This window comes from Shewanella dokdonensis (assembly GCF_018394335.1).
Classification (GTDB): domain Bacteria; phylum Pseudomonadota; class Gammaproteobacteria; order Enterobacterales; family Shewanellaceae; genus Shewanella; species Shewanella dokdonensis.
This window is the reverse complement of record NZ_CP074572.1, coordinates 3,609,127-3,630,529: the sequence shown is the minus strand read 5'-3', so window position 1 is coordinate 3,630,529 and position 21,403 is coordinate 3,609,127. Positions and strand designations below refer to the sequence as shown.

Here is a 21,403-nt window from a genome sequence, read left to right as displayed (position 1 = left end):
GTTGTCCTCTTTACAGCGAGTACTTAATGCTGAACGAAATATAATCGCGATCAGCCATGGCATTGGTGGTTCCCACACCACCAAAGAAATTGTTGTAAGACAGATCTGCCCCCAACGACTTTGGTAATCAAAACTGATGCCTAAAGCCACCGACTTACGCCCCTCGGTAAACAGAAACAGCGGATCGGGTGTTATCCCGTTTACATCATGAGAAAAAACGATTCTGGGAGAAGCGTTGATACCAGCGTAGAGGTTGTTGAGATCCGCCTTTGCCACTAACCGATAGCCCCAGGCAAAAGCTGTAGGGAACGGGTTAGTTTCAGGGCCATCCTGCAACGCCTGAATTATCCCGGGCATATCTGGATTACCGCCACTACGGCTGGTGCCGGGCCCATTGAGACGCAATTCATCAAAGCTGGGCATATTGCCAATCCAAACCCCGCCGACTTCTGCCAGCATAGTGAGATTGTCAAAGCCCAAGGTTGGGCCAAACAGATGCGTCAAGGTTACCTGCGCCTGGGTGGTGTCGCGGCGAATAAAGCCATCGACAGTTTCTCCCGGTGCCACAGTATCCATCTGCGAAATACCGTCGAGATCAGGACGAATGCCCGCATTTGCCAACTGTTGCGGCATCCCAGCAAACAACAGCTCCACATCATCAATCTGCAACGGTTCATCTTTGCGATAAGCGATTTCACCTGCCACTGAGGTATCGCCAACCAAGGTATTAAAGCTGAAGCCGTAGAGTTTGATATCTTCAGGATAAACTACCTGCGCTTTAGAGAAACTCTGTAGGCTCAGCAGTAACTGGCGGTTGATTTGACCGGCATTCTGCCCCAATACCGCCAAATCACTCATCAAAGCCGGAGTGGTGAAATTGGCTGCCGTACCGCTAATCAGCGGCCTGCGGCTGTGGTAATTCATGAAGTAAAATCCGAATTCGGTCTCGCCAAGTTCTGGTGCGTAGTAATTGGCTTTAATACCGTACTGACCACTGTCACTGGGTTCGGCTTCATCCCGCACCAAGGTGACTTTAGTTGGGTAAGCCAGCGCCATCTGTGCCAGGGTTGCTGCTGGGACAGGTGCACCACTGGCGATAAGGTTGGCCAGATAGCTATATTCTTGCTCGACAAAATCAAGATTGATGTCGGGATTGGCATTAAATCCTAACTGTGCATTCTGTGAATAACCGCCATAGCCAACAAAATCATTGGTCGCAAAAATCGAACCAGGAGCTGGCACCCAGATAGGTTCCCAATCGTATTGATAGAAGGCTTCCAGTGACAGATTTTCAGTAACACTCAAAGATGCCCAGATCATTCCCTGTGGTCTGAAAGCCTCTTTCAACTCTGCACCGGGCACATAGAGAATATTCAAATCAACCGGGTTTATCTCAGCAATACCGTGTGAGATCAGCGAGCTTTCACCCCAAGAAACCACCTGTTGACCAATACGGATTGCCAGCGGATTTTTACCGTCGTTCAGTTCAAAATTGGCATAGACAAAGGCATCCAGCAGCCGGATATCTTTACACTGCACTTCACTGGCACGATCATCGGTACACGGATCATACTCTTTGCCGGTCAACGGATTGGTGTAACCAAAATCACCGCTATTAAGTTTACGGTCATAAAAGTACATGCCACGGGCAAAAAAACCATAATTTTGATACTTCAGTTGTAACTCGTGTAACCCTTTGAAGATCTCAGAGGTAGTATCGCCTTTGGCGTACAACAGGTTACTCATGTCGTTGTTGCTGGAATATGACCCAGGTTGTGCCCAGATTTCTGCGGCGGTGTAACGGGTATCGCCGAATGCGGAGTAACCACTCCAATCAAACTGCGGTTGGTTAACTTTCCCTATCTGACCATGCCAGTCGCGACCCGCAACCCGCCAACTGGCCCCCAATGTCCAGGTAGAATCAAATGAACCTTCAACCTCTCCCCAATTAAAAGACACAGCGGTAGCTGAAGAGAGTAACCCCAGGTTCAGTGCCGATATCACCCCCAATGTGACCACCGACTTTTTGAACGTTGTATTCATCGTCATGTTAGTTTCTCCATCCTACCGGTTGCGTTGTTTAAGATTGAGAACCAACATCTAGTTAGCCGGCAGGTAACATAAGAGTTACAACAATTAACGATACCTAGCAAGTCACAAAATATTAGACTTTTTGGGCACTTATGTGATTTTTATAGGCAAAAAATTGAGGAGATTTTTGAATTGTCTAAATGTAAATTGGTCTGACAACTGAAATTTACATATAACTGAATGATATTCAAAGGATTAAAAAATATACAAACCCATAATAATAATACAGGTACTCATTCAAACGTTTTAAGCTTTTACTCTAGCTTTTTTTACATAAAACTAAATTTTACCTTTACGTAAGATAACGCTTAATTATTACTGAAAAATATGCGGGTTTTCTATGAACAGGCAAACTAGGCTAAGAGAAGATTGAACCGCGAAAACGCCACAAAAAACCCCGGAGTAAATGACCCCAGGGTTTATATTCAATAGGCAGTCGTCATTATATGCGGGTGATAGATTGGAAATTTCCTTGTCCATCAATCACCAGCTTAAACTGCCCGTGGATGCCATCAGCATTGAGAAACTGTCTGAAATGTCGGGCATTTATCTGCAAGATCTTGCCATGAATATCGCGCACTTGAACCGCCTCGGCTGCCCCCTGATAATATGGCTTAAACTCCTCAAAACTCAGATTTAACCGGAAATAGAACTCCATGGTTTTATCCCTTCTTACCGGCGTTTCAAGCCTGCAGAGCCTTACTGACTTTCTCATAGAGGTCACGAGACAAGGTCGGCAATGCCAACAGTTGTTGCAAGCACTGCTTAATCAACTGCTGTCTGCCAGCATCCAGTTTACCGAATTGGATTAAGGGCGTGATTATCCGGGCGGCAACCTGTGGATTGCTGCTATTTAGCTGTTGGATAATCTCCGTCATAAAACGGTAACCCGCCCCGTCTGCCCGATGGAATTGGGCAATATTGGCCGCAGCAAAGGTTCCTAATAAAGAACGAACTCGGTTAGGATTCCCCATGCTGAATGCTGGATGTTGCTGTAACTTCTGCAACCGTGGCAAGATTTCAGGCTCATTGATAATCGCTTGCAATGAGAACCATTTGTCCATAACTAATGGTGTCTGCTGCCAACGCTGTTCAAATGCGTTCAGCAAGGCATCGCGGCAATCACTATTGCCGTCAACTGCGGCACTGAGCGCTCCCAATGCTGCTGTCATGTTATTAGCCTGGGCAAATTGCTGCTCCAGCAGCGCTTCATGACCATCGGCACCGCGGGCTAACAACACTAATAAGGCGTTAGCAAAAGCGCGGCTACCGGCGTCATCAACCCCTGCAATACCCGATAACGCGCCAGCGCTTCCTCTTCACAAGCGGTGGCAATAGCATCTATGACATAGTCACGAGCACACAGCAACGCATCCAAATCCACTTGCGTGACTTGTTCCATCAGCGTTGTCACAGAAGGCATCTTCAAGATTTCCGCAGCCAACGCATGATCCAGCTCGGCACTCAAAATAATGCCACGGAACGCATCAATTACTCGATTATCAAGCAACATCCGCTGCTGTTGCTGTAAGCGGCTGACGTTGTCCCACACCGCGCGACTAAACAGTGTGACTGACGCTTCCCAGCGTGCCACTTCGCTGCTGGCATTAGCCATAAGCACCAGCAGTTGCTCAATGCTGAAGTCATATGACAAGCGCACGGGTGCCGAGAAATCCTGCAACAACGATGGGATCACGACTGCGGGAAGCCCTGAAAACTCAAAAGTCTGTTCACTCTCAGTAAAGTCCAGCACTTGATTAGCCAGTGAGCGCCCCTGCGCATCCAGTAATTCAACACTAAACGGAATATGTAGCGGCAATTTTGCCGCTTCCCCTGCCCGCTGTGGCGTATGCTGTCGCAGCGTTAATCGATAACTCCCCGTCTGTGCGTCATAGCTATCGGCCACGTCAACTTGTGGCGTCCCCGCCTGGCTGTACCAACGGCGGAACTGTGTCAGATCCTTGCCGCTGGCATCCTGCATCGCCTGCACAAAATCATCGCAGGTTACCGCCTGTCCATCATGCCGGGCAAAATAGAGTTTCATACCGGCCTGGAATCCGGCTTCACCAAGCAAGGTGTGCATCATGCGGATGACTTCGGCACCTTTGTTGTAAACCGTCACGGTATAGAAGTTATTCATTTCAATCACTTCTTCCGGCCGGATCGGATGTGACATGGGGCCGGCATCTTCGGCAAACTGTTGGTTTTTGATAACCTTGATCGCATGAATTCGATTCACCGGGCGAGAACCTACGTCCGAGCTGAATTCCTGATCACGAAACACAGTTAAGCCCTCTTTCAGGCTCAGTTGGAACCAATCGCGGCAGGTCACGCGATCCCCGGTCCAGTTATGGAAGTATTCATGACCAATCACTGACTCGATCCCGTGGAAATCATCGTCAGTAGCGCTTTCGCGATCAGCTAAGACATATTTGGTATTGAAAATATTCAGGCCCTTGTTTTCCATCGCTCCCATGTTGAAGAAATCCACGGCAACAATCATGTAGATATCAAGGTCGTATTCCAGTCCAAAACGGCTCTCATCCCAAGCCATCGCCTTTTTCAATGACGCCATGGCGTGATGAGCTTTATGCAGATTGCCTTTGTCTACAAAGACTTGCAATTTCACATCGCGGCCACTCACGGTGCGGAAACTGTCTTGCAGCAGATCCATATCTCCGGCAACCAGCGCAAACAGGTAGCAAGGTTTAGGGAAAGGATCCTGCCAGCAGGCATAATGCCAACCGTCAGGCAGTTCACCACTATCCACCTTATTACCATTGCTCAGCAGGTATTTGAACGACTGCGGCGCTTCAATGCGGACACTGTATTTGGCAAGCACATCAGGGCGGTCAAGGAAGTAAGTAATACGCCGGAAGCCTTCGGCTTCACACTGGGTACAATAAGCACCGTCAGACATGTATAGCCCTTCTAGGCTGGAGTTGCCCTGAGGGTTGATGCGTGTCACCAGTGTCAGTTCAAACTCATCCAGCGTGGTATCCAATTGCAGCTTACCTGGCAATTGCGTCACCTCGACGGTTTCGCCATTGACTTTGGCACTCAGCAATTCCAACGCTTCGCCATCCAGTACCAGTGGCTCAAGATGCTGACCATTACGTTGCACACGACTGGCAGCCGTTACCAGAGTTGCATCGGGTAATAACCTGAATGATAAAGATAATTCAGGGATCAGGAACAAGGGAGGACGGTAATCGGCCAGACGTTTGCTGGCGGGCTGACTAACATTCTGGGACATAAGAACGGACCTTGACTACAAAATGAATAAACACAATTAATGCTAATGACCTGACGCTTCAGCTTAGTGCCGAATTAACAAAAAACGCGCCATCAGCGCGTTTTTTGTCACCGCAATCAATGAAGCCGATTTTGGGCGGTTTTATCGTAATCCACCATATCCAGTGTGATATCTACGGCCTCGTCGAGGAAGGTGTCTGGCTCGGCAATCTTCTTCTCTGCCTCACTGACATTATCTTCATCTTCGAGCGATTTCAGCGCTGCTAGGCCATGAACCTGCCGCCGATCATTCAAGCGCGCCAAGGCCTTGGCATCTTCATCTTCACGATCTTTCAAACGTTCACTCTCTACCAGAGAGACACTCTTTTCCTTGTGATGTTTTTTGAACGTCTTAATGTCATCCATGATATAACCGAATTCAACGCTATTTTTCAGCCGCTGCTCATGGCGCTGTTCCAGATTGGCCACCAACGGCTTGGTAATTTCATTGAGCGGCTGATAATTGGCTGCTGGCACCTGATCCCATGGCAACGCATTATCTTCCTCTGATTCACCATATTCACCCGGTTCCAAAGCGCTCGGGAATGGAATATCAGGTGTTACCCCTTTACGCTGAGTACTGCCGCCATTGATGCGATAAAATTTGGCAATCGTGTACTGCACATGGCCTATCGGCTTGTCGTACATATCATAGATGCGACCTAGGCCTCTATGTTGCTGTACTGTGCCCTTACCAAAAGTTGATTCACCCACAATCAGCGCCCGCCCATAATCTTGCAATGCGGCGGCAAAAATTTCAGAGGCAGAGGCAGAATAACGATCCACCAACAGTGTTAGTGGGCCAGCATAGTAAGTCTTACCATCGTTATCGCTGTTTTCACTAATACGACCACTCGCATCACGGATCTGTACCACAGGTCCCTGATCAATAAACAAACCTGTCATCAGGGTCGCTTCGGTCAAAGCACCCCCACCATTGCCACGTAAATCAATGACAATACCTTCGACCTTATCGGCCTGCAGTTTCTGCAACTCATTAGCCACATCGTTTGACAGATTCATGTAGAACCCAGGCACAGTTATTACCCCCACCTTACGATGAGCATACGGGCCTTGTTCAGGTTCAATCACTTTCGATGTAGCGGCACGATCTTCCAAGCGGATCTTATCGCGCGTCATGGTTACAGTGAACGGCTTAGCGTTAGAGCCACCTTTCTTTGGCAATACCTGCAAGGTCACCTTGCTGCCTTTAGGCCCTTTGATCAATTCCACCACATCATCGAGGCGCCAACCGATAACATCGACCATTTCGCCATTATCCTGACCAACACCCACGATCTTGTCATCAACCGCTAGTTTGCCGCTAAGAGCTGCCGGGCCGCCGGCGACTAAGCTTTTGATGATGGTGTAATCATCTTCCATCTGTAACACGGCACCGATACCTTCGAGGCTGAGATTCATCTCCATCTCAAAACGTTCGGCATTCCGTGGTGACAAATAGCTGGTGTGCGGTTCTATGCTGCGGGCAAAAGCGTTCATGACGCCTTGGAACACATCTTCGCTGTTGGTTTGTTTCATCCGCTTAATCGCGTTGTTATAGCGCTTTTGCAGAATATCTACCGTTTCAGGCCAAGTTTTGCCGGTCAGTTTCAAACTAAGCGCATCGTATTTGACACGCTGACGCCATAACTCATTTAACTCGGCAGCTGTTTTCGGCCAAGCGGCATCCTTACGATCAAACACATATTTATCACCAGGCACGTCAAAATTCATTGGCTTGTCTTTGTCCAACAGACTCAACGCATAAGCAAAGCGCTCGTAGCTACGCTGCTGCACCAGATGAAACATCTTATACGCAGGTTCCAGCTCACCGGTTTTAATCATGTCGTCGAACTGGGTGGCATATGGTTGCAAAGCATCAACATCGCTTTGTAACAGCACATTGCGCCGATAATCTAACTGCTCCAAAAATCGTTCAAAGATTTTCTTAGAGAAGGCATCATCCAAAGCAATATGGTGATAGTGAGAACGGGTAAATAACCCGGCTACACGTTTACTGGTAACCTGATGTTGCGGTTCCTGATGGAGATCAGGCAACTCACTGACCGGAATTGTCGGTGATATAGCAAGCGCCGGGGTTCCCAACAGCATACTGGCCAGAGACGCTGCTATAATAATCTTTCGCATCAGCAAGTTACTCCTTTATCTTTACTTGGATTTCGGTACTACAGCAGAATATGTTCTGCATGTACCTTAACAGTTAAACCGGAATCCAGCTGCACATGAATATCGTCTTTATTGATATTCTGGATAATGCCAGCAACCGGATTAACCCCGAGTTTGACATTAACACGTTGTCCAGGGTTCAACTTAGACAATGTGGCTGGTGTAAGTTTAACCGTAGGCTGTGGCGCCTGGGTACGAGGGGATGCTTTAGGAATCGCTACCTTTTTGCTATCGGCATTGGTACGCGGTTTCTGATGCATTTTAGCTTTAGCAGGCTTAGCGGGTTTGGCATTGGTCGCATTCTGCCCTTCAGCTTTGTCAGCTTTAGCTGCTTCATTACGCCGTGCTTTAGCCTTTTCCTGACTGTCCTTCAGCGTGCTGCGAGCATGTTCGATATGCTCCTGCTCCAACGCACCACAAGGATTACCGTCTAGATCCACCCGCTGTGCACCTTCCTTGAGTGATTTCAGATAACGCCAGCTATTGGTATAACGCCGCAGAGCGACCCGCAGTTGGGTTTTACTGACTCTGGAATCGTTGGCCAACCGTTCTGCCAAATCCTGGAATAATCCTATTTTTAAGGGTTTGGCTTCACCTTCAGCGATAAAACATAAAGGAAAGGTTTCATATAAATACGCCAGAATGGCATTGGTGTCGGTCAACTTTTCTGTTGATTCCATATTACTTCCACGAATTACAGGGGACGCAGGCAGCTCTGGCCCGGTCGTTAGTTCTTTTTATCCCGAAGGATAACCTACAAATTAGCATGCCTTCAGAATTTACCAAAGGATTCTAACCTTAACAATTGTGAGACTCGATTGCCAAGGCAGCGGCCATGCGCTCAAGCGGCCTATTATAAGCCGAGCCACACCGAATGCGACTATCAAATGCACAAAATCGAACGGCTTTTAAGCAAACAAGCAGCTTTCAAAGGTAGAGACCAGTGTTTCCAGCCCCGCTTGATCCTCTGCATCGAAACGCGCCAGCTGCGGACTGTCAATATCGAGCACCGCCACAACCACGCCATTTTGCCGCACCGGCACCACAATTTCCGAACTGCTGGCGGAGTCGCAAGCAATATGTCCCGCAAATTGATGCACATCGGCAACCCGCTGCGTACAGTTTTGTGCAACCGCAGTACCGCATACCCCTTTGCCAACCGGAATGCGAGTACAGGCAACTTTTCCCTGAAATGGTCCAAGCACCAGTTGTTCATCTTTCAAAAGATAAAAACCCACCCAGTTCAGATGTTCTAACGATGCATTGAGCAACGCCGAAAAATTCGCCATGCCAGCAATAAGGTCGGTTTCGCCGTCAAGCAACGCGGCCGTTTGTCGGTTAAGGGTGTCGTACAACTGCGGTTTCATTGTTAATTCCTAGATTATGCATCGGCAGATGCTTTCTTTTTCGGCGTTTTCGCGGTGGGAGCCGCGGACACCGGCGCGCCCTTTAGCAGCGCGGCCAGCGTATCTTTATTTGATGCCATATAAAAAGCAAGTTTTTCCGCTGCTGCGTCATCAATGCTTGCTTCACTTGCCTGAATAAAGGGTATCAGGTTGTCGGCAATGTCCAGCATCCTGTCATATGCATCGGCTTCCTTCTTGGAGGTAAACGTCATCTTTTCCACCCCTTCTCTGACCACAACAAACTGGGTAATAACCGCCATGATCTTCCTCACACTGTTTAAACATACAGTGTTCAGAGTGACATATTTACCGTTGAGGATGCAAGAACTTCGCAGTATCTGCTAACATCGCGTCTGTAAACTTTGTGCAGACAACCGGTTACTTCTTATCTTATGCGCACAGATACCCGGGAAAATCCATCTTCCCGATTAGACTCACACCATAAACAGCTGAATCCAGATTGTTCGGTTGTCTTATGTCGTGCCTGCGATCTGGCGATCAGTCGCCGGGCATTGCCGTCTGGCGTAAAGGCGCTTTGTCCCCGCTGTCAGACACCGCTATATGACACCCCTTATTGCGCGATTGATGGGGTGCTAGCCATGTGTATTGCGGCGCTCATCCTCTATGTGCCCGCCATGTTACTGCCGGTGCTGGAGATGCATTTTATTGGCAGCGTGCGCACCACCACCGTCTGGCAAGGTGCGCTGGCAGTGGCAGATCAAGGCTATTGGGTCGTGGGCTTGGCAGTGTTGGTGGGGGCGGTAATTGGGCCTGGGATGTTACTCAGTTCAATCCTGGCTCAGATGATTATCATCAAGACCCGCCTATATCACAGTAAAACGGGGCGAAAGCTGTTTGTGCTGCTCCTGCGCTACCATCAATTACTATCACAGATGTCTATGTTGGAGATTTATGTCATCAGTTTTCTGGTGACTTCCTTCCAACTCTCTGATTTTGCCGATGTCTATTTCGGAATGGGCACATTCTGCTTTACCATGTTGTTTCTGGTAGTGCTGTTTATGCTAAGGGAATACAAGCTAGAGCATATGTGGAGTTACTTGAATGAAAGCGAGTAACAGTGTGCAGGGTAAAGATTTAGGTTTGTGCCGCTGCAATGATTGCGGTCAGCTCAATAACGCCACTGAGAGCTGTTGTCTGCGCTGTGGTGCCAAGCTGCAATTGCGGGATTACACCAGTTTGCAGCGCAGTTGGGCACTATTGATCACCGCTGCAATTTTGCTGGTGCCGGCCAATCTCTACCCCATCACCACCTTGACCAAGAGTGGCCGAGTTACCCATGACACAATTTTCTCTGGCATTCTACGCTTGGTGCATTCGGATATGTTGCCCATTGCGATTATTGTCTTTACGGCAAGTATTCTCGTGCCGTGGTTAAAAATCATTGGCTTAGGGATCTATCTTTCAGCCATCAGTTTTAATCTTAAATTTTCCAAGAAAAAACTGATGCTGGGGTTTCACTTAATCGAATGGATTGGCCGCTGGTCGATGCTCGATTTGTTTGTTATTTCACTTACGGTAGCACTGGTGAATATGGGTCAGTTGCTGGATGCCAAACCCGCACCCGCAGCAACCGCTTTCGCACTGGTGATTTTGTTTACCCAGGTGTCAGCCAAAGTGCTGGACACTCGTTTGTTATGGGATCAGCTGGAAAAGCAAAATGGCACAAATTGAACAACCCAAAGTGGTGCGTAAAAAATTATTCTCCCCCATCTGGCTATTGCCATTAGTGGCTCTGGCGTTGGGAGCCTGGCTCGGCGTTAAAAGCATCCGCGAATCAGGCATTGATGTCCGCATTCATTTCCCCAGTGCCACCGGCATTGATGTAGGCAAGACCTTAGTTCGCTATCAAGGGCTAAATGTCGGCAAGGTTGTGGATGTGTCCATTGATGATGAACTCAAAGGCGTGAACGTCGATCTGCTGATGGACTACCGAGCAGAACCCTTGCTGCATGCTAACAGCAAATTTTGGTTGGTAACTCCCAAAGCCAGTATCACTGGGGTTGAAGGTCTGGACGCATTATTTTCGGGGAACTATATAGGGCTATTACCCGGTGATGGGGATTTTCGAGACCACTTTGAAGCCGAGCAAGAAGCGCCGCCAGTATTGCCTGGAAGTGATGGCTTGGTTATCGAGCTAAGCGCTGAAAAATTAGGCTCGCTGGATGTGGGTTCCCCCGTGTTCTACCGGCAGATCCCTGTAGGGGAAGTGGTCAGCTATCGTCTTGATCCTCAACACAAAGTGTTGCTGAAAGCCTACATTGAAAAACAATACACCGCGTTAGTGCGCAAAGACTCCCACTTTTGGAACGTATCCGGAGTGCAGATTGATGCATCGCTCTCAGGTATCAAGGTGAACACTGCCAGTCTGGCATCACTGATTGCTGGCGGGATCAACTTTAGTTCGCCTACCGATTCGCCAGCGGCAGAAGTTAATCAAGGCTACAAACTTTACGCCAGTCAACAGGAGGCCAACGGCGGTGTCCGGTTTGTGTTAACGGCCAAAGACGCTGATGGTATCAAGCGCGGAACTGATGTGATTTATCGCGGCGTCACCATTGGCGAAGTGGAAAGTGTGGTCGCAGAGCCACAAATCGTTGCCATTCACACCCGACTGGATGCGCCCTATTCTGAGCTACTGGGTCGGGATGCCAAATTCTGGCGAGAAGGCGCAGACATTTCGTTAAGTGGGTTTAAACATGCTGGCAGGCTGGTGAGTGGTGATGTTATTGAATTTCTGCCTGGCTCTGGCAGTCCGTTAGCACAGTATCCATTGGCTGATATTGCGCCTAAGCTGGACAGTGAAACCCCGGTGCTATTGACCTTAACTGCCGCGGAAAATCCGGGGGTCAATAGTGGCGCGGAGATCCGTTATCGCCAGGTCAAAATTGGTCAGGTGACTCAAGTAAGATTGGCTGATGATTTTGCCGCAGTGTTATACCAAGCCGAGATCTTGCCTGAATTTAAAGCCTTACTTACCGAAGGTAGTGATTTCATTGCTGAAGCGCCGCTGGATATAAAAGCATCACTGGAAGGCGTTGAAGTAAAAAGTGGTGACCTCACCACGCTGACCAAGGGCGTAATAAGTTTACGTCACAGCCATAGCAAGAAGGCGCTCGACACCCATAAACCGCTGGCGCTGTTTGCCTCTGCCGCCACAGCGGATGCTTTTTATCAGCAAGGTCACAAGCTTAAATGGACGCTATACAGTGATGAAGCGGCATCAGTCGTCACCGGTTCTCCGGTGTATTATAAAAAGATGCAAATAGGCGCAGTTACGGCGGTGGACTGGCAAGCAACCTCTGATCGTTTTGCGGTCACCTTAGCCGTGGACAGTACTTTTGCTCCGCTACTGAAAAATAATATTGTGTTCTGGCAAAACCCAGCATTATCGGTAGATGCCAGCCTGACCGGAGTAAAACTGCAAATGGCACCGCTTAATGGGGCCCTAAAAGGCAGCATTGCTTTGGCGAAAATCGATGGCGACAAAGCGGATAGTCAACGCTTGTATACATCTGAATCGCTGGCGCGTAGTCAGGCACAGGCCATCAGTCTAGTACTGCCAGCAGATGCGCCGCTACAAGCACATGCCGCCATCCGCTATCAAGGCACCCAGATTGGTGAAGTCACACAAGTGATACTTGATGCAGACTTACAACATCTGAGCGCCAGGGCTTATCTGTATGGCAAATACGCTGCGCCTTTCCTCAAGCAAGATAGCCAATATCGACTACAACAAGCGCAGATATCGTTAAAAGGCGTAGAACATCCAGAGGCGCTACTGACTGGAGCGTTTATTGCGGCCACGCCCGGCAACGCCAGTAGCAACAGGGTGCAGTTTACTATTCCTAAACTGGCGGATGACTACATGGCCGTAGATGCACTCCATCTGCAATTGAATCGGGCTACGCTCGGGTCAGTCAAAGAAGGAACAGGTATTTTCTTCCGCGGTATTCAGATTGGCCAAATTACCGATTACCGTCTCAAGGAGAATGGCGCTGGTGTATTGCTTAATGCCAGCATTGCTGCGCGCTACCGTCATCTAGTGAATCAAAGCAGCCGTTTCTATGATCTTTCCGGCATTAAAGTGGATTTAGGGCTATTTTCAGGCGCCCAGATAGAAACTGGCTCGCTGGAAACCATTTTGGCTGGTGGCATTGGGGTAGTAACCGAATTGGATAATCAACAAGCGGCACCACTCAATAGCAAGCAAACGTTAGCAATATACGCGAAAGCAGAGACTGATTGGCTGAAATGGCAGCCCAATCTCAACGAATAATCCGTCATGTAGAACAGAGGCCTCTTGAAGGCCTCTGTTGTTCTTAACCATAAAACCAGTAACAAACGGCAATGGCGCTGAGAATACCAACCAGATCAGCGAATAACCCACACGCTAACGCATAACGACCGTGACGGATCCCCACCGCCCCAAAGTAAACGGCTAACACATAGAATGTTGTTTCAGTGCTCCCCTGAAATATCGCCGCCAAACGCCCCGCAAAGGAATCCACACCATAATGCGACATGGTTTCTAACATCATGGCTCGCGCCCCAGAACCGCTGAACGGCTTCATCAGTGCCGTAGGTAAGGCATCAACAAAACGACTATCAAAACCCAATAACTGCACCACGGCGGCAATGCCATGCAGCAGGTAATCTAGGGCGCCAGATGCTCGCAACAACGCAATGGCCAATAGCATTGCCAGCAAATAAGGGATCAGGCGTATCGCCTGTTCAAAACCCGATTTTGCGCCCTCGATAAATTCATCATATACGGCAACTTTGCGAATACTGGCAACCAAGACAAACAACAGTACCAGTGCCAGCAACACGCCGTTGCCTACGGTGGTAGATACTGTGCCTATCGTCTCGGCAGTTTGCTGTAATAACCAGCCAACAATAGCTGCAACGGTTCCCAAGATAACCACACCATAAGCCGCTACCGTGAGATTCCATAAGGGTAAACGCTGGATCAGTGCAACCACCAGTAAACCCGCGAGTGTAGAACCTAAGGTTGCCAACAGAATAGGCAAGAAAACTTCCGCGGGGGCTGCGGCGCCTTGCTGAGCCCGATATAGAAACACAGTGACTGGCACCAGTGTCACCGACGAGGTATTCAGCACTAGGAACAGGATCTGGGCATTACTGGCGCGCTGCTTATTGGGATTCAGGCTTTGCAGATCCTGCATTGCTTTCAGTCCCAACGGGGTGGCAGCGTTATCCAGCCCTAACATGTTGGCGGTCAGATTCATGGTCACACTGCCAAAGGCCGGGTGATGCTTGGGTATTTCCGGCATCAACTTCCGCAGCAGCGGTTCTACGGCCCAAGCGATTGCCGCCACGACCCCGGCTTTCTCACCAACCCGCATCAGTCCCATCCACAAGGTCAGTACGCCGACCAGACCTAATGCGATTTGCGCCGCCAGATTAGCGCTATCAAACATAGCGGTCACGGCTTCGCTGACCACAGCGGTATTGCCCGTAAGGCACTGCAATACAATCGCTAATAGCGCCACCACAAAAAACAGGCTCCAGACCCGATTCAGCACAAATCCACTCCAGTTTTAGCGGGCACCACATGCTATAATGTCGCGCCGAAAAGAAACTCGCTTTAAGTGTTATGGTTCAATTAAATCAGAATTTTATCAACCGTATTGCGCAAGAATTACCGCCGCAGCTGTCTCTGGACGATTTTCTTGCGTCTTGTGATAAACCGCTGCGACCATCTTTACGGGTCAATACCCTTAAAATCGACAGCGCCAGTCTTATCGCGCGGATGCAGGCCAAAGGTTGGCAGTTTACCGCGATCCCCTGGTGCGCCGATGGTTTCTGGTTTTCTGTGCCAGAAACCGTACAACCAGGTAACACGGTAGAACACTTGCAAGGGTTATTTTACCTGCAGGAAGCCAGCTCCATGTTACCGCCCATGGCGCTGCTGTATGACACAGACATGGCGACCGTATTGGATATGGCGTCTGCCCCTGGGTCAAAAACAACCCAGATTGCCGCTATGATGCATAACCGCGGGCTACTCGTCAGCAACGAATATTCCTCCAGCCGCATCAAAGCCCTGCATGCCAACATTCTGCGCATGGGCGTGTGCAACACGGCAATGACGCATTTTGACGCCAGAGTATTTGGTGAGTTTCTTTATGAAACCTTTGACGCCATTTTGTTAGATGCACCTTGCAGTGGCGAAGGCACGATTCGTAAAGATCCATTAGCGCTAAAGAACTGGAATGCTGATGAAATTCAGAGCATTGCCGCCACCCAACGAGATCTCATCGAATCGGCATTTCTGGCACTAAAACCAGGAGGTGTCTTGGTTTACTCCACCTGTACACTCAATAACACTGAAAATCAGGGAGTCTGCCATCACCTCAAACAGACGTTTGCTGATGCGGTTGAGTTTGAATCTCTGGCCACTTTGTTCGAGGCTGCCAAGCAGACTGCCACCCCGGAAGGGTTTCTACATGTTTGGCCACAAGTTTATGATAGTGAGGGATTTTTTGTTGCAAGAATGCGTAAAACTGCCTCAGTTCCACGCCACGTTGCGCCGCCCCAACAGCGCCAGAATTTCCCATTCGAACCAACAACCCAGAAACACTATCAACTACTCAGTCGCGAACTGGAAAACATTTTAGGGGTAACCCTACCCAAAGAACGGCTATGGTTCAGAGATAACGAGTTCTGGCTATTCCCCGAGGGAGTTGCCGAGCTGCTCACGCGAATACGCTTTCAGCGCATCGGTGTCAAAATTGCCACGATGGAAAAGCATGGGATTAAACTACAGCACCAAGCGGTAATGGCACTTGATATTGCACCGTCACTCGCGATTTCAGTGACCGCAGCACAAGCAGCGCAATATATGATGGGGCGAGACATTCCCTTGGAAACGTCCACAAAAGCCCAAGGCGAACGCGTATTGTTATGGCAGCAACAAGTACTAGGTCTGGCAAAACACCTAGGTAATAAGCTTAAAAATCAACTACCAAGAGTATTGGTAAGAGACAACATCAGCAGTTCGGAATAAACATCAGCGCCTTTTTTATTCTATTATGGAATTAGTTATTTCAAAATAAACTAATAAAGCCCCGTCATTCCACGGTGGCTTTAACATGATAGGCTAAAATTCAACCAGAGATCGCAATTCTGTTATATCTCAACTTAAAGCGCACGGCTCGTCAAGAGCCATTCCCTGGGCCCAAAACAATCGGAATAGTTTTGGGCCTTTTTTTATCTTTTAATCACGCCCAGCCAGCCGCGCAGCATCGCGGAACAACCTGAAGAAATTATCCGTGGTATAGGTCGCCAGTTCGCTCAGCGGTTCTTCTCGCAGATCTGCCACAAATTGCGCAACATCCCGGACAAACGCCGGTTGATTTTCCTTACCACGATGCGGAATTGGTGCTAAATAAGGCGAATCAGTCTCAACGAGTAACCGTTCTTGGGGAATTTGTTTGATAACGCTACGCAGCTCATCGGCATTACGGAATGTCACAATACCGGAAACTGAGATATAAAACCCCAATTCCATCGCTGCTTCGGCCATTTCTAAAGACTCAGTAAAACAGTGCAGTACCCCACCACATTTTTCAGCATATCCATTACGCAAAACAGCCAACGTGTCCTCACGGGCATCTCGGGTATGGATAATCAGAGGTTTGCCTATGTCAGTCGCGACCGCGACCTGCTGCTCAAAACACTGCAACTGCGCCGCTTTACTTTCGGGCGCATAGAAGTAGTCCAAACCGGTTTCACCAATGGCAACAACCCGCGGGTCAAGCGCATGTTGCCGTAATTGCTCGATGGACAGCCCCGCTTCTACATCCAGCGGATGTACACCTGCCGATAGAAATACCTGCGAATACGCCGCCATCCGCTCACGCATACGGGTAAAGTCCTGCTGCCGAACGTTGACACAAAGAAACCAGTCCACACCACGGGTTTTGGCATCAGTTAGGATTTGTTCAAGAGAATCTTGATCTGGCGCGGCCTTCAAGCGATCAAGATGGCAATGGGAATCAACTAACACGATCAGTCCCATAAGGAGTTACAAAAAGGGAAGCAAGAATATCCCGCTACATGGTGCAGGTCAAATCGCCCGACGCCAATTCACGCGACAGCAGATTTTCGATGCGTTGTTTATGCTCTTGGGCTTCTGAGAGAATTTTTACCCCAACGCCCGCCGGACGCCCACCGGAAGCGCCAAGTGGATTAATCCAGACCACGACACCCTGAAATTCGTTAATGCCAGTTGCTCCCGGCAAACGATAGCCAATGCGCATCTCCTGCCCCAGGAAATGGCCTTCAGTTGTCGTGACAAACAACCCTGCTGGCTGAATAAACGGCATGTATGCACGATACAATTGATGCAGGGTGTCAAAATTTACAATCAGATCAACCATAGGATACTTTTAATTTTTCAGTCTCTTATATTCTAAGACATAACTTTGGCATAGCGCCAGAAAATTGACATTCGCCATTAACATCAGTTGCTGATTATCCTTCATCACCCGCGCCGCCAATTGTGCCATTTGCAACTGTTGTAGTGGCTCAAGCTGCCCCGATTGCATTTCATCTTCTAACACCTGATACAACAATTTCAGCACATCAAACAGTTGCTCAGCGCTCAGATTACTGAGTTTCTGATGAAGATGACCGCTTGCAAGGCTCTTTTGCCAAGCAGACTTCAACTTTTTCAGCTCGGCAGCATAGCCATCAGCCACATACTGCGCCAGTTGCAGCGCGCCCCAGCGATGGGTAAACACCAGCCTAAATCTTCATCCAATTGCGGGTATTGCTGCCGCAACCACTGGTTGAGTTGTGCTGGTGATGGTCGCGCTATTTTCAGCTGTTGGCAGCGACTGACAATAGTGGGTAATAACGCCGCCGGTCTATCGCTTTGTAATAACAGCAATGTCGCTTGTCCCGGTTCTTCCAATGTCTTTAATAAGGCATTAGCCGCTGCCATATTCATCCGTTCACATTGCAATATTAATGCTACCCGAAAGCCCCTTGCTGAGCCGTATTGGTTAACGACTGGCACAGACTACGCACCTGCTCAACCTTGATCTGATTCCCATCGGCTTGCAGTAGATGAAAATCAGGATGGCTACCCGCATTCACTAACTGGCAACTTTTACAATGGCCGCAAGGTACATCGGCGACCAGCGAGCTACACAAAGCCAGCGCGGCCATAAACTGCCCAAGCAACACACCGCCGTCAGCTTCTGGTAACGGCAACAACATGGCGTGCGCAAGGGTTCCCTGCCGCCGCTGTGCCGCGAACTGCTGTTTGGCATCGTGCAACCATGGCAAATTGGCAGACATCACTAACTCCCCAAACGTTGCTCAAGCACAGCCACAATATCCTGATGCACCTGTGACAGCGGTTGGCTGGCGTCAATCACCACAATAGTGTTATCGGCCGCCGCCAATGAAAGATAAGTAGCTCGTGCACGTTCAAAGAAATCCAGCTCTTGTTGCTCGATACGATCCAGTTCGCCACGACTAGCAGCGCGCGCCATTCCAAGCGCCGGAGGAATGTCCAGATAAAGCGTCAATTGTGGTTTAAAATCGCCAAGAGTAGCTGCGCTGATGGTCTGTACCAATGGCATTAAGCCGCGCCCGCCCCCTTGATAAGCCAATGAAGAAAGATTGTGACGATCGCCCAAAACCCATGCCCCGCGAGCCAATGCTGGCTTAATGACATTGGCGACTAATTGTGCCCTGGCGGCATACATCAACAGACATTCGGCTTCATCACATAAAGGATCACTGGCATCCGTGGTCTTTACCAATGTCCGGATTTTTCCGCCAGTGGGGTGCCCCCGGCTCACGGGTACACACAGGTTGTTGACCAGTCAATTGGCTAATAAAATCACGAACCAAGGCCACCGCACTTGACTTGCCAGCTCCTTCAAGCCCTTCGATGACAATAAATTTGCCAGGATTTTTCAGCGTCGCTTGCATTATTTTCTTCTTCTCTGATAACGGTCAACTGCCCGATTATGCTCCGCCAAAGTGGTTGAAAACACATGAGAGCCATCGTTGCGCGATACAAAATAAAGGTAACTCACCGACTCTGGATGGGCCGCAGCCATTAATGATTCACGACCAGGTGCAGCGATGGGCGTTGGCGGCAACCCCTGAATACGGTAGGTGTTAAATGGGGTTTCCTGCTGCAAATCCTTGCGGGTGATATTGCCATTAAATGCCTCACCCATGCCATAGATCACCGTTGGGTCAGTCTGTAAGCGCATGCCTTTACGCAAGCGATTGATGAAAACTGCGGCGATCAACCGCCGCTCATCGGCCCTTCCCGTTTCCTTTTCAATGATGGAAGCGAGGATGAGCAGTTCATAGGGCGATTCCAACGGTAACCCTTGTTCACGGCTGTCCCAGGCGGCTTGCAACTCTTGCTGCATCTTCAGGTAACTCTGGGTCAGCAGCGTAGTCAGTTCCGTACCGGCGCGGTACTGATAAGTATCAGGGAAAAATTTACCTTCAGCTTTAGCGGAATCATCACCTTGCTGCTGCAATACCGCTAAAAATGGTTGCGATGATTGTTGCAGGTGCGGTAATTGCTGTAGGTATTGCTGCCACTCATTGATGGTTTTCCCCTCAACTAAAGTCAAGCTAAACCGTTTCTCGTCACCCGCCACCAGTTTTTGCAACAAAGATTCCGGCGTATCTTGCGGTGACACTTCGTATAATCCTGAGCGGATCGCCGTTAATTGCGGTTGCAACTTCCCGAGTAACTTCCAGCGCCAGTCATAGGGCAACCAGCCATGCTGTTGCAATTCCTGCCCCAAGCGATGAAAAGAAGTACCATGCTGCAGTTGCAGTTCCTGTGGTGTTGTCAGTGCCAGCGGTGTCTGGCGAAATTGTTGCAACTGCTGGTAGCCCCATAGGCCAACAGCCAGCAGCAGTGTCAGCAAGGTCAGAAAAGTTGCAGTGGTAATCAGGATCCATTTTTTCATAACTGAATGGCGAGATTTTGCCTCAACTGTGAGCTTAGCGGCCAAGGTTGATAACGATAATGGTCAACAGCGGTGACATCTACAATGCCCAATAAACTGTTGCTAATAAACAGGTGTGAAACGCGACTCAAGCAATCACGACTGACAGCTTGCAGCTGCACATCAATCCCCATTGCCAGCAGCGCCATTATCACTTGCTGACGCATAACACCAGACACCCCAGCGTAATTGATTGCGGGGGTCAACGCCAGCCAACCGCCCTGGGCAGTTTTTGTGATTAAAAACAGGTTCGCCATTGAGGTTTCAACCAACTTACCATCCGTGTCGAGCACCAGCCAATCATCAATTCCTGCGGGCAAAGGATAACGTTTTATCAGCACCTGTTCGAGGCGATTCAAATGCTTGATACCGGCAAGTAAGGGTTGTTTTGCCAGTGTCACCACGGAGGTTTGCAGTGTGATCCCCTGCTGTCGCCATTTGCTATAGTGTGCTGGCAGCGTACTAACACTCAGCACCTCGGTAACTTGGGGCTCAACAGGCGGTGTATAACCGCGGCCGCCAGTTCCACGGCTCAGTTGCAGTTTCAAACAGTGAGCCGGGAAGCGTGATGCAGCTTGTGCCAGCAACGACATTAACGCTGCAGATGCTTGCCAATGAAATCCTAGCCGCGCCGCACCATCTTGCAGCCGTTGCAGGTGGTAGGACAGAAATGGGATTTGCGCGGCGGCATCAACCGCCATGGTGGCAAACAACCCATCGCCATAGGTGAACGCGCGGTCAGAGACACTGATTTGTTCAGATACTTGGCCATTCACCCACACTGTTGCCATCAGCGCTAATCAATCCTGGCTGATGCGACTGGCAACCGCATCTTGCTGATCTTTATACTTGGCATTTTTACGTGAGTTGTAAGGTTTAGCCACCGGGTGGTTAAGCTTGTCGAAATTCAATGCGCCAATGGTCATCATGGGCCGCAACGCCAACGGCAATTTACCGCTGTTGAAAAACTCCAACACTATTTTACCTTTCCAGCCTGGATCAATGCGGTGCGCGGTAACATGCACCATCAGCCCAAGCCGCGCTAGCGATGAGCGGCCATCAAGCCACCCCACAACATCTGCTGGCAATTGCACACTTTCATAGGTGACGGCCAATGCCAACTCCCCAGGATGCAGGAAAAACGCCTGACCATCTGCAATATCAATCTGGTCACTCATGACATTGTCCATGGCCGCCTGTACTTCGGCTTTCGGGCCAGACAGATCGATATAGGGCGCAGTGTGATCTTTAAACACCCGAAACTGATGCCCCAAACGAACATCCACACTGACACCACTAATGGCATCGCTGGATGGCCGTGGTTCAATCACGATACTGCCATCATCAAGGCATTGTTCAATTTCGATGTCGGTTAATCTCATT

The 21,403-nt window shown here is 49.3% G+C and carries 16 protein-coding genes and 4 pseudogenes; 4 read left to right on the top strand and 16 right to left on the bottom strand.

Annotated elements, in window-relative coordinates; translation table 11 throughout:
* Positions 1 to 10: 10 nt before the first annotated feature.
* From KHX94_RS17440 to KHX94_RS17410, 7 genes and pseudogenes are all read right to left on the bottom strand, one after another.
* Positions 11 to 2,049, bottom strand: a pseudogene (locus KHX94_RS17440) (DUF1302 domain-containing protein).
* A 484-nt stretch (positions 2,050 to 2,533) separates the two neighbouring features.
* Positions 2,534 to 2,749 (bottom strand): DUF2835 domain-containing protein, encoded by a 216-nt coding sequence (locus KHX94_RS17435; RefSeq protein WP_213681574.1) that lies wholly within the window; start codon positions 2,747 to 2,749, stop codon positions 2,534 to 2,536.
* A gap of 25 nt (positions 2,750 to 2,774) precedes the next feature.
* Positions 2,775 to 5,347: pseudogene (gene pepN, locus KHX94_RS17430) on the bottom strand (aminopeptidase N).
* 116 nt (positions 5,348 to 5,463) lie between these two features.
* Entirely contained in the window at positions 5,464 to 7,533 is a 2,070-nt protein-coding gene (gene prc / locus KHX94_RS17425) for a carboxy terminal-processing peptidase (RefSeq protein WP_213681573.1), read from the bottom strand.
* Positions 7,534 to 7,571: 38 nt separating this feature from the next.
* Positions 7,572 to 8,252, bottom strand: a complete 681-nt coding sequence (gene proQ / locus KHX94_RS17420) for an RNA chaperone ProQ (RefSeq protein ID WP_213681572.1) — start codon at positions 8,250 to 8,252, stop codon at positions 7,572 to 7,574.
* A gap of 228 nt (positions 8,253 to 8,480) precedes the next feature.
* The gene (locus KHX94_RS17415) at positions 8,481 to 8,939 is read right to left on the bottom strand and encodes a GAF domain-containing protein (protein WP_213681571.1); all 459 of its coding nucleotides are present in this window, start codon (positions 8,937 to 8,939) and stop codon (positions 8,481 to 8,483) included.
* Between the two features lie 14 nt (positions 8,940 to 8,953).
* Entirely contained in the window at positions 8,954 to 9,238 is a 285-nt protein-coding gene (locus KHX94_RS17410) for a YebG family protein (RefSeq protein ID WP_213681570.1), read from the bottom strand.
* A 132-nt stretch (positions 9,239 to 9,370) separates the two neighbouring features.
* On the opposite strand from KHX94_RS17410, the gene KHX94_RS17405 reads away from it, so the two are divergent.
* From KHX94_RS17405 to KHX94_RS17395, 3 genes are read left to right on the top strand one after another with little or no spacing between them, the layout of a single operon-like run.
* Positions 9,371 to 10,054, top strand: coding sequence for a paraquat-inducible protein A (locus KHX94_RS17405; RefSeq protein WP_213681569.1), 684 nt, complete (start codon positions 9,371 to 9,373; stop codon positions 10,052 to 10,054).
* Positions 10,041 to 10,670 carry a paraquat-inducible protein A gene (locus KHX94_RS17400; RefSeq protein WP_213681568.1) on the top strand — a complete coding sequence of 210 codons (630 nt, stop codon included), beginning with the start codon at positions 10,041 to 10,043 and terminating at the stop codon, positions 10,668 to 10,670. The genes KHX94_RS17405 and KHX94_RS17400 overlap by 14 nt, the downstream gene beginning before the upstream one ends.
* The gene (locus tag KHX94_RS17395) at positions 10,657 to 13,275 is read left to right on the top strand and encodes an MlaD family protein (protein WP_213681567.1); all 2,619 of its coding nucleotides are present in this window, start codon (positions 10,657 to 10,659) and stop codon (positions 13,273 to 13,275) included. Before KHX94_RS17400 ends, KHX94_RS17395 begins: the two co-directional genes overlap by 14 nt.
* A gap of 43 nt (positions 13,276 to 13,318) precedes the next feature.
* Here the strand turns inward: KHX94_RS17395 and KHX94_RS17390 are convergent, their stop codons facing one another.
* Entirely contained in the window at positions 13,319 to 14,545 is a 1,227-nt protein-coding gene (locus tag KHX94_RS17390) for a nucleoside recognition domain-containing protein (protein ID WP_213681566.1), read from the bottom strand.
* 71 nt (positions 14,546 to 14,616) lie between these two features.
* Here KHX94_RS17390 and rsmF point away from each other — a divergent pair, with 71 nt between their 5' ends.
* The gene (gene rsmF, locus KHX94_RS17385) at positions 14,617 to 16,029 is read left to right on the top strand and encodes a 16S rRNA (cytosine(1407)-C(5))-methyltransferase RsmF (RefSeq protein WP_213681565.1); all 1,413 of its coding nucleotides are present in this window, start codon (positions 14,617 to 14,619) and stop codon (positions 16,027 to 16,029) included.
* Positions 16,030 to 16,239: 210 nt separating this feature from the next.
* Here rsmF and KHX94_RS17380 read toward each other — a convergent pair whose 3' ends face one another.
* The 8 genes and pseudogenes from KHX94_RS17380 to dcd all read right to left on the bottom strand — a co-directional run bounded on the left by KHX94_RS17380 (position 16,240) and on the right by dcd (position 21,402).
* Entirely contained in the window at positions 16,240 to 17,031 is a 792-nt protein-coding gene (locus KHX94_RS17380; RefSeq protein ID WP_213681564.1) for a TatD family hydrolase, read from the bottom strand.
* Between the two features lie 46 nt (positions 17,032 to 17,077).
* Positions 17,078 to 17,404, bottom strand: a complete 327-nt coding sequence (locus tag KHX94_RS17375; protein WP_213681563.1) for a PilZ domain-containing protein — start codon at positions 17,402 to 17,404, stop codon at positions 17,078 to 17,080.
* Positions 17,405 to 17,413: 9 nt separating this feature from the next.
* The gene (locus KHX94_RS17370) at positions 17,414 to 17,767 is read right to left on the bottom strand and encodes a hypothetical protein (RefSeq protein ID WP_213681562.1); all 354 of its coding nucleotides are present in this window, start codon (positions 17,765 to 17,767) and stop codon (positions 17,414 to 17,416) included.
* Positions 17,698 to 18,248 (bottom strand): annotated as a pseudogene (locus KHX94_RS20740) (DNA polymerase III subunit). The gene KHX94_RS17370 and the pseudogene KHX94_RS20740 overlap by 70 nt, the downstream one beginning before the upstream one ends.
* 83 nt (positions 18,249 to 18,331) lie before the next feature.
* Positions 18,332 to 18,971: pseudogene (gene tmk / locus KHX94_RS17355) on the bottom strand (dTMP kinase).
* On the bottom strand, positions 18,971 to 19,981 hold the full coding sequence (mltG, locus tag KHX94_RS17350; RefSeq protein ID WP_213681559.1) for an endolytic transglycosylase MltG: 1,011 nt from the start codon (positions 19,979 to 19,981) through the stop codon (positions 18,971 to 18,973). Before mltG ends, tmk begins: the two are co-directional and overlap by 1 nt.
* Positions 19,978 to 20,811, bottom strand: coding sequence for an aminodeoxychorismate lyase (gene pabC / locus KHX94_RS17345; RefSeq protein ID WP_213681558.1), 834 nt, complete (start codon positions 20,809 to 20,811; stop codon positions 19,978 to 19,980). The genes mltG and pabC overlap by 4 nt, the downstream gene beginning before the upstream one ends.
* Before the next feature lie 9 nt (positions 20,812 to 20,820).
* Entirely contained in the window at positions 20,821 to 21,402 is a 582-nt protein-coding gene (dcd, locus tag KHX94_RS17340) for a dCTP deaminase (protein ID WP_213681557.1), read from the bottom strand.
* Position 21,403 lies beyond the last annotated feature (1 nt).

What these genes read in the sequence shown, in the direction of transcription:
- pabC (WP_213681558.1), bottom strand. Translation starts at nt 20,811, where the DNA reads ATGGCAACAGTGTGGGTGAATGGCCAAGTATCTGAACAAATCAGTGTC.
- dcd (WP_213681557.1), bottom strand. Translation starts at nt 21,402, where the DNA reads ATGAGATTAACCGACATCGAAATTGAACAATGCCTTGATGATGGCAGT.
- KHX94_RS17415 (WP_213681571.1), bottom strand. Translation starts at nt 8,939, where the DNA reads ATGAAACCGCAGTTGTACGACACCCTTAACCGACAAACGGCCGCGTTG.
- rsmF (WP_213681565.1), top strand. Translation starts at nt 14,617, where the DNA reads ATGGTTCAATTAAATCAGAATTTTATCAACCGTATTGCGCAAGAATTA.
- KHX94_RS17405 (WP_213681569.1), top strand. Translation starts at nt 9,371, where the DNA reads ATGCGCACAGATACCCGGGAAAATCCATCTTCCCGATTAGACTCACAC.
- mltG (WP_213681559.1), bottom strand. Translation starts at nt 19,981, where the DNA reads ATGAAAAAATGGATCCTGATTACCACTGCAACTTTTCTGACCTTGCTG.
- KHX94_RS17375 (WP_213681563.1), bottom strand. Translation starts at nt 17,404, where the DNA reads ATGGTTGATCTGATTGTAAATTTTGACACCCTGCATCAATTGTATCGT.
- proQ (WP_213681572.1), bottom strand. Translation starts at nt 8,252, where the DNA reads ATGGAATCAACAGAAAAGTTGACCGACACCAATGCCATTCTGGCGTAT.
- prc (WP_213681573.1), bottom strand. Translation starts at nt 7,533, where the DNA reads ATGCGAAAGATTATTATAGCAGCGTCTCTGGCCAGTATGCTGTTGGGA.
- KHX94_RS17410 (WP_213681570.1), bottom strand. Translation starts at nt 9,238, where the DNA reads ATGGCGGTTATTACCCAGTTTGTTGTGGTCAGAGAAGGGGTGGAAAAG.
- KHX94_RS17435 (WP_213681574.1), bottom strand. Translation starts at nt 2,749, where the DNA reads ATGGAGTTCTATTTCCGGTTAAATCTGAGTTTTGAGGAGTTTAAGCCA.
- KHX94_RS17395 (WP_213681567.1), top strand. Translation starts at nt 10,657, where the DNA reads ATGGCACAAATTGAACAACCCAAAGTGGTGCGTAAAAAATTATTCTCC.
- KHX94_RS17400 (WP_213681568.1), top strand. Translation starts at nt 10,041, where the DNA reads ATGAAAGCGAGTAACAGTGTGCAGGGTAAAGATTTAGGTTTGTGCCGC.